General features: G+C 67.3%; 7 protein-coding genes and 1 tRNA gene. 1 reads left to right on the top strand and 7 read right to left on the bottom strand.

All coding sequences use genetic code 11. The annotated features are described in order from the left end of the window. Window positions 1–58: 58 nt before the first annotated feature. The 5 genes from WAL33_RS12540 to WAL33_RS12520 all read right to left on the bottom strand — a co-directional run bounded on the left by WAL33_RS12540 (window position 59) and on the right by WAL33_RS12520 (window position 4,690). Complete coding sequence (locus WAL33_RS12540; RefSeq protein ID WP_422181891.1) at window positions 59–1,213, bottom strand: isovaleryl-CoA dehydrogenase; 1,155 nt, start codon at window positions 1,211–1,213, stop codon at window positions 59–61. Window positions 1,214–1,290: 77 nt separating this feature from the next. Next, window positions 1,291–2,529 (bottom strand): lysozyme-family localization factor SpmX, encoded by a 1,239-nt coding sequence (gene spmX / locus WAL33_RS12535; protein ID WP_422181890.1) that lies wholly within the window; start codon window positions 2,527–2,529, stop codon window positions 1,291–1,293. 146 nt (window positions 2,530–2,675) lie between these two features. After that, the gene (gene mgtE / locus WAL33_RS12530) at window positions 2,676–4,130 is read right to left on the bottom strand and encodes a magnesium transporter (RefSeq protein WP_422181889.1); all 1,455 of its coding nucleotides are present in this window, start codon (window positions 4,128–4,130) and stop codon (window positions 2,676–2,678) included. 144 nt (window positions 4,131–4,274) lie between these two features. Then, window positions 4,275–4,359, bottom strand: a tRNA-Leu gene (locus WAL33_RS12525). Window positions 4,360–4,438: 79 nt separating this feature from the next. Continuing rightward, window positions 4,439–4,690 carry a FliM/FliN family flagellar motor switch protein gene (locus WAL33_RS12520; RefSeq protein ID WP_012287186.1) on the bottom strand — a complete coding sequence of 84 codons (252 nt, stop codon included), beginning with the start codon at window positions 4,688–4,690 and terminating at the stop codon, window positions 4,439–4,441. A gap of 70 nt (window positions 4,691–4,760) precedes the next feature. On the opposite strand from WAL33_RS12520, the gene lipB reads away from it, so the two are divergent. After that, the gene (lipB, locus tag WAL33_RS12515) at window positions 4,761–5,486 is read left to right on the top strand and encodes a lipoyl(octanoyl) transferase LipB (RefSeq protein WP_422181888.1); all 726 of its coding nucleotides are present in this window, start codon (window positions 4,761–4,763) and stop codon (window positions 5,484–5,486) included. Here lipB and WAL33_RS12510 read toward each other — a convergent pair. Together WAL33_RS12510 and WAL33_RS12505 are read right to left on the bottom strand one after the other, a co-directional pair. Next, window positions 5,483–5,890: a DUF805 domain-containing protein gene (locus WAL33_RS12510; RefSeq protein WP_422181887.1), complete on the bottom strand. Its 408-nt coding sequence runs from the start codon at window positions 5,888–5,890 to the stop codon at window positions 5,483–5,485. The two genes, lipB and WAL33_RS12510, sit on opposite strands and share 4 nt — an antisense overlap. Window positions 5,891–5,958: 68 nt before the next feature. Continuing rightward, window positions 5,959–7,956: an acetyl-CoA carboxylase biotin carboxylase subunit gene (locus WAL33_RS12505; protein ID WP_422181886.1), complete on the bottom strand. Its 1,998-nt coding sequence runs from the start codon at window positions 7,954–7,956 to the stop codon at window positions 5,959–5,961. Window positions 7,957–8,243: the final 287 nt, after the last annotated feature.

Raw genomic sequence — 8,243 nt, 5'->3', positions numbered from 1 at the left:
GGGCCCACGGCGGCAGCCCCCTCCGGCCCTCCGGGCCACCTCCCCCAGAGGGAGAGGATTAAGCCCCCACCAGCTCCCGCCCGATCAGGAACCGCCGGATCTCATTGGTGCCGGCGCCGATGTCGTAGAGCTTGGCGTCGCGCAACAGGCGCTCGACCGGCCATTCCTTGGTGTAGCCGGCCCCGCCCAGGGCTTGGATGGCCTCCAGCGACACCTTCACCGCGTTCTCGCTGGCCATCAGGATGGCGCCCGCCGCGTCGAACCGCGTGGTCTTGCCGGCGTCGCAGGCGCGGGCCACGGCGTAGACGTAGGCGCGGGCCGAATTGAGGGCCACGTACATGTCGGCGATCTTGCCCTGCATCAGTTGGAACGAGCCGATCGCCTGGCCGAACTGCTTGCGCTCGCGGACATAGGGCAGCACCACATCCAGGCACGCCTGCATGATGCCCAGCGGACCGGCCGACAGCACCGTGCGCTCGTAGTCCAGGCCGCTCATCAGCACCCCGACGCCGCCGCCCACCGGGCCCAGGACGTTCTCTTCGGGCACTTCGCAATCCTCGAACACCAGCTCGGCGGTGTCCGACCCGCGCATGCCCATCTTGTCCAGCTTCTTGCTGACGCTGAAACCTTTCATGCCCTTCTCGATCAGGAAGGCGGTGATCCGGCGATCGTCGGTCTTGGCGTAGACCACCAGGGTGTCGGCGTGCGGGGCGTTGGTGATCCAGAACTTCGTGCCGTTCAGCACGTAACGGTCGTCGACCTGCTGCGCCTTCAGCTTCATCGAGACCACGTCCGAGCCGGATCCGGCCTCGCTCATGGCCAGCGAGCCGACATGCTCGCCGCTGATCAGCTTGGGCAGATAACGCTGCTTCTGCTCGGGCGAGGCCCAGCGGCGGATCTGGTTGACGCACAGGTTGGAGTGGGCGCCGTAGCTGAGGCCGACCGAGGCCGAGGCCCTGGAGACCTCCTCCATGGCGATCACATGCTCGAGATAGCCCAGGCCCAGGCCGCCGAACTCTTCCTCCACGGTGATGCCGTGCAGGCCCAGGTCGCCCATCGGGACCCACAGCTCGCGGGGGAAAGTGTTGGTCTCGTCGATCTTGGCGGCGATCGGCGCGATGCGGTCGGCCGCGAAGCGGGCGGTGGTGTCACGGATCGCGTCGGCCGTCTCGCCCAGCGCGAAGTCCATCGAAGGTGCGGTTTGGTTCGTCATGCCCAGTGCATAGCACAAACGTCCGTGGATCAAGCAGACCCGCGGGCGTTTGTGCTCACGATCGTCAAGATCGAGGTCTAGTTTTCATCGATCGGCCGGGGGTCGCCCAGGCGGCGCATCAGCAGATAGGTCGAGGTGGCGAAGCAGATCATGCCGATCACGCTGGCGCCCCAGCCGAACATCTTGATCGGCGACAAGCCTTCAACGGCGCCGACACTGAGATTCCACAGGATGCCGCCGCCGAACAGGGCCAGGCCCAGCAGGCCCAGGCTGATCAACAGGCTCACCCCGCCGAAGGCGTGCGGCTGCACGCGGGCGGCGGCGACCTCCTGCGGCGCGGACTCGCCCGAGCCGCTGGTCGAGAAGCCGCTCAGATTGAACAGCGAACCGCTGGGCTCGGCGTCGGCGACCGGTTCGGCGACCGGCGGCGGCGGCAAGGCCGGTTCGGCCATCGGCTCGTCCGGCGTCAGCTGGAAGGGCGCGGCGACCGGCGCGGCCGCGACCGGCGGCTGGGGAGTCGCATAGATGAACGGCGACGGCGCGGCGGCGGCCTGGGCCGGCGACTCCGGCATGATCAGGTCCTGGGTCGGCGCGGCCAGCTCTGGGATCGGTGTCGGGGTGAAGGCGGTCTCGTCGGACAAGATCGCCTCGAGACGCGCGCCGACCGCGGCGGCGGCCTGTTCGCTGGCGCTAAGTCCGACGTCCATCAGCGCCGGCGAGCCGCCCTCCCGCAGGGCGACGGCCTTGTCGCCTATCAGCGAGGTGGTGATCGCGGCGGGATCCTGGCTGGGCACCAACCGGCCGGCGTCGTAGTCGATCTTCGGGCGCAGCAGCGGGCTGGGCGCGGCCACCCAGGCGCCGTCGGGCGGGGTCAGGAACAGGGCCTTCTCGGCCGCACGGCGGCGCACCAGGGCGTCGACGACGATGCGCTCGCCTTCGACGTCGGCCTTGCGCCACATCTCCATCTCGCAGGCCGCCAACAGAGGCGCGCCCTCGTTCAGGCGGCGCAGCACGGCCGAGCGGATGAAGTTCTCGGCGCCGATGTTGAAGGCGAAACAGACCAGGGCGTCGAACTGGTTCTGGTTCAGCGGCGCGTAGGCATGCTCGTTGACCGCATGAGCCACCGAGATCAGGTCGTAGAGCAGCAGAGCTTCAGCGTCCTGTTCCGAGACAGAAGCTCCGGCCCGCGCCGTCAGGGTATGGCCATAGCCCAGGGTCCAGCGCCCGTCGGGCAGCTGAGCGGCTTTCATCCGGTACCCTTCGAACCTCTTGATGAGTTCGACGGCGGCGCGGGAGACCTGATAACGCGGTTTCATCGCCTAGAATGACCCAGTTTGAGACAGACGCGGATACGTTCGGGGTGCTCCGCGCAAGATGCGCGCCGTTTGCGGCTTCCCCACCTTCAATAACGACTTGGCGTCGCGGAAGTCGCGCAGCGTGCCGTTCCAGGACCTTTCGGCCCTCAGGGCAACAGCAGGGCCGCGATCAACAGTACGGCGAAGAACCCGGTGAAGTCAGTCAGGAAGGTCACGAAGATCGACGAGGACACCGCCGGGTCGCGTCCCATCTTGGCCAGGGCCAGCGGCGCCAGCACACCACCGGCGGCGGCGGTGAAGATGTTGGCGATCAGGGCCAGGGCGACGATGATCGCCAGCTTGTCGTGGTGGTCCGAGGCGCCGAAGAACAGGTAGGTCGCCGTCCCCATGACCAGGGCCAGGGTGCAGCCGTTGACCAGCCCCACCCCCAGTTCGCGCAGGATGATCCGGCGGGCGTTGGCCGTGGTAAGCTCCTTGCTGGCCAGGGCGCGCACGGCCACGGCCAGGGTCTGGGTGCCGGCGTTGCCGCCCAGGGACGAGACGATCGGCATCAGGATGGCCAGGGCCACCAGCTGGGCGATCTCGCCCTGGAACACGGCCACGCCGCTGACGGCGATGGTGGCGGTGATCAGGTTCAGCAGCAGCCACGGCAAGCGCGCCTTGACGATGTCGACCACGCTGGCGTCGCGGCCGGCGTCGCTCACGCCGGCCAGGGCCAGGATGTCTTCCTCGGCTTCTTCGCGGATGACGCCGACGATGTCGTCGACGGTGATCTGGCCCACCAGCCGGCCGCCCGCCTCCACGACCGGCGCGCTGATCAGGTGGTACTTGTCGAAGATGTAGGCGACCTCCTCCTGGTCCATGTCGACGGTGATCTCGGTCACCGGCTCCATGATCTCGGCCAGGGGCGTCTCGCGCTTGTTGGTCAGCAACTGGCTGATCGGCAGGGCGCCGACCGGCGTGAAGGACGGGTCGACCACATAGACGTCGAAGAACAGCTCCGGCAGGTTCTCGCCGGACTCGCGGACGTGGTCGATGGTCTGGCCGACCGTCCAAAATTGCGGCGCGGCCAGGAACTCGCGCTGCATCAGGCGGCCGGCCGTCTCGTCCTCATAGGCCAGGGTGGTCTCGATCGCCGCGCGGTCGCCCTCGTCCATGGCGGCCAACACCTGGGCGCGCTTGCCCTCGTCCAGGTCGTCGATGACGTCGGCGGCGTCGTCGGAGTCCAGCTCCTCCAGCGCCTTGGCCAGGGTGTGCGAGGGCGTCGCCTCCAGCACTTCCTCGCGCAGGTTGTCGTCCAGCTCGGCGATGATCTCGCCCAGCCATTCCGGATCGAGAACCGGGATCACCTCCTCGCGGTAACCGGCCGACAGAAAGCCCATCAGGTCGGCGACGTCGGCCGGCTCCAGGGCGTGGACCAGCTCGCGCAGTCGGGCCGTGTCGCCGCGGTCGGCCGCGTCGATGACCATGGCGACATATTCGGGATTGAGAGCGTAGTCGTCGCCGAGCGCGAGGTCTTCCAGATCCTCGGGCGTCTCGGGCTCGGGAATGACCAGGTTGTGGCGCGGATCGTCTGTCAGGTCGGTTGTTTCCCGGGACATGGGGACCTCCTGAGTTCGTAAGACGTGCGTCCTGCGCGTGACCTGAAGCTGCGAAGGGCCAAGCCCTTCCCTGGAAATGGTTAGAGCGCCCCTGGCGAGTCGGAAACCGATTTCGCCAAGCGCGCTCTAAGCCGTTGTCTCACCTGGTGCGGTCGAGAAGACTCGAACTTCCACGGGTTGCCCCACAGCGACCTCAACGCTGCGCGTCTACCAATTCCGCCACGACCGCTCGTGGTGAGGCGCGGCAGGTAGCAAACTGAGTTTGATTTGGAAAGAGCCGAGTTCGCGGATCGCGAACTAAAGGGGCCTTACGACCCGCCGGCCATATAGTCGTAGACGTCGGCGGCGCGGGTCACCTGGATGGCGATGCGGTCGTCGCTGATCTGGATCTCGCCCCGGGCGATGGGGTGGTTGTTGGCCAGGATCCAGACCTCGTCATTGGTCTTGGCGTCCAGCGGGATCACCGCGCCGCGGCCCATGCGCAGCAGCTGCTGCATCGGCAGGATCGAGCGCCCCAGAAGAACGGAGATCTCGACATTGACGGCGTTGACCTGGCTCACGAAGTAAGTCCCTGAAGAACACGCGCGACCAGGGTCGGTCGCGCAGCGCCCCTTGCAAAACTAAGGCCGTATGCTTGATCGCCCGTTAATCTCTGAAAACAAACAGCTTCCATTGCTGGGAGCGCCCGACGGCGCGCCGGCGGGGTGGGCGGTTTCGACCGAGTACGTGCCCTACCCGGCAGCCGTTGCCGCCATGGAAGCCAGGGCGGCGGCCATTGCCGACGGGACGGCGGGCGAGCTGGTGTGGCTGCTGGAGCATCCGCCGCTCTATACCGCCGGCGTTTCGTCCAAGCCCGCCGACCTGATCGCCCCCGACCGTTTCCCGGTGTTCGAGAGCGGGCGGGGCGGCCAGTTCACCTATCATGGCCCCGGCCAGCGGGTGGTCTATGTGATGCTGGACCTGACCAAGCGCGGCCGCGACGTTCGGGCCTTCGTCACGGCGCTGGAGGCCTGGATCATCCAGGCCCTGGCCGCCTTCAACGTGACCGGCGAGATGCGAGAAGGCCGGGTCGGCGTCTGGGTCGAGCGCAAGGGTCCCGGCTGGTCGCGCGAGGACAAGATCGCCGCGATCGGCGTGAAGCTGCGCAAGTGGGTCAGCTTTCACGGGATCAGCCTGAACGTGGAGCCTGACCTAGAGCACTTCTCCGGCATCGTGCCCTGCGGCCAGACCGAACACGGCGTCACCAGCCTGGTCGACCTGGGCCTGCCCGTGACCATGGACGAAGCCGACGAAGCGCTGAAGACCGCTTTCCAGCGGGTGTTCGGGCCCGTGGAAGCAGAGGCGCCGCCCGTCTAGACCGCGGGCGTCGGCTTCAGCGGATTGGGCCCGTAGCGGTTGGCCCCCTGCTCTCCCGGCATCACGCCCAACTCGACGATCGACCAGATGACGACTGCGGCGAACAGGAAATCCAGGACGTGCATGGGCGTCGGCCAGATGGCGATCAGCGACAGCAGGATCAGCGCCGACCACCAGCCTGACCGCCCCCGATCGTGCAGCCGCTTGGACAGCACGCAGGTCGCGAAGAACAGCAGCGGCGGATAGACCAGCCAGCCGGTCAGCAGGTGAATGGTCATGCCCGCCACTGCCTCATAGATGGCGGCGAAGCCCAGCAGCAGGGCCGAGCCCATCAGGAACGGACCGCGCGCCGTCCGGCCCGAGGCCGACAGGAACAGGTCCCACCATTCCGCGCGATCGTTCATTCAGCCGGCCCCTTGAGTCTCGCCTATGAACCTAAGCCGCGCCGCGGTCGGGCGAAAGACCTGCGGCCTCATGCGAACTCCACCAGCACCTCGTCGGCCGCCACCGGGTCGCCGCCCTTGGCGTTGACGGCCTTGACCACCCCGTCGCGCTCGGCGCGGATGATGTTCTGCATCTTCATGGCTTCGAGCACGCAGACCACCTCGCCTTCGCGCACCTGCTGGCCGGTGACCACGTCCATGCTGACCACCAGGCCGGGCATCGGCGACAGCACCAGCTTGGAGGTGTCGGCGGCCTGCTTCTCGGGCAGCTTGTCGTGCAGCTCGGCCGAGCGCGGGGTCAGGACCAGCACCTTGGCCTTGGCGGCGCGGTGGCGGATCACAAAGCCCTCGGCCGCCGGCGTCACCTGCACGGTGAAGGGCTTGCCGTCCAACCTGCCCAGGAACACCGGCTTGCCCGGACGCCAGTCCAGGGTCTCCAGATCGAAGGTGCGGCCCTCGTCAGGCAGTTCGACCGACAGATGCTGGGCCTCGCCCGACAGCTTGACCCGCCGCTTGGCGTGGCCGACGGCGACGACCCATTCGGTGCGCACGGGATTGCTGAGCCCCGCCTCGGTGGACCGCGCCCGGGCGGCGTAGACCCGCTGCATGGCCGCGCCCACGGCGGTCAGCACATCGATCTGCTCAGGCGTGGGATCGACGCCTTTGAAGCCGTCAGCGAACTCGTCCTTGATGTAGTTGGTCGAGATCTTGCCCGAGCGGAACCGCTCCTGGTCCATCACGGCGGCCAGGAACGGAATGTTCTGGCCCAGGCCCTCGATGTGGAAGTCCTCCAGCGCCCGGCCCATGCCGTCGATCGCCCCCAGGCGGGTCGGCGCCCAGGTGCAGAGCTTGGAGATCATCGGGTCGTAGTACATCGAGATCTCGTCACCTTCGCGGACGCCGGCGTCGTTGCGGACCGTATAGCCCTCATGCTGGCCCTCTTCCGGCGGGTCATAACGGACCAGACGGCCGATGCTGGGCAGGAACTTGCGGTAGGGGTCCTCGGCGTAGATGCGGCTCTCGATGGCCCAGCCGTTGATCTTCAGGTCCTTCTGTTCGAAGGCCAGCTTTTCGCCCCAGGCCGAGCGGATCATCTGCTCGACCAGGTCCAGCCCGGTGATCAGCTCGGTGACCGGGTGCTCGACCTGCAGGCGGGTGTTCATCTCCAGGAAGTAGAAGCTCTTGTCCTGGCCGGCCACGAACTCGACCGTGCCGGCGCTGTCGTAATTCACGGCTTTGGCCAGGGCGACGGCCTGGGCGCCCATGGCGGCTCGGGTGGCCTCGTCGAGCAGCGGGCTCGGGGCCTCCTCGATGACCTTCTGGTTACGACGTTGGATCGAGCATTCGCGCTCGAACAGGTGAACCACGTTGCCGTGCTTGTCGCCCAGCACCTGGATCTCGATGTGGCGCGGGCTTTCGATGAACTTCTCGATGAAGATCCGGTCGTCGCCGAAGCTGGCCTTGGCTTCGGCGCGCACGGCCGGGAAGCCTTCCTCGACGTCCTGGCGGTTCCAGGCCACGCGGATGCCCTTGCCGCCGCCGCCGGCGCTGGCCTTGATCATCACGGGATAGCCGACCTGCTCGGAAATGGTCACCGCGTGGGCCGTGTCGTCGATCTCGCCGATGTGGCCGGGCACGCAGGAGACGCCGGCCTTCTCGGCGAACTTCTTGCTTTCGATCTTGTCGCCCATGGCCGAAATGGCGCCTGGGTTGGGACCGATGAACACCACGCCCTCGTCGGCGCAGCGCTGAGCGAAGCCGGCGTTCTCCGACAGGAAGCCAAAGCCCGGATGCACGGCCTCGGCGCCGGTCGACTTGCAGGCGGCGATGATTTTGTCGGCCACCAGATAGGACTGGTTGGCGGGCGCAGGACCGATGTGGACGGTCTCGTCGGCCATCTCCACGGCCAGGCTGTCGGCGTCGGCGTCGGAATAGACCACGACCGTCTTGATGCCCAGGCGGCGGCAGGTCTTGATCACGCGGACCGCGATCTCGCCCCGGTTGGCGATCAGCAGCTTCTTGAACATCCGGCCGTTCCCTACGCTTTTGTCGTTGTCTCGCTGGACAGGCACTAGCAGGCCGCCAGAGGTTTGCAACGGCGCCGCAGCGTGACATTGTCCATGACACCGGTTTCCGATGGGGACCGCAATGACGAGAAGCGTTCAGCGCCCAGGGTTTTGCTCGCAATCGCGAAATGACTCCCTTGCCCGGCCTGTTCGCACGATCTGAGAGGAAACCGCCCCATGCTTCGTCCCGCCTTCGCGCTGCTGACCCTCGCCGCAGCCCTGGCCGCCGGCCACGCCTCGGCCCAGAC

Source organism: Caulobacter sp. (assembly GCF_049283275.1).
Lineage (GTDB): Bacteria > Pseudomonadota > Alphaproteobacteria > Caulobacterales > Caulobacteraceae > Caulobacter.
This window is presented reverse-complemented; position numbering and strand designations above follow the sequence as displayed.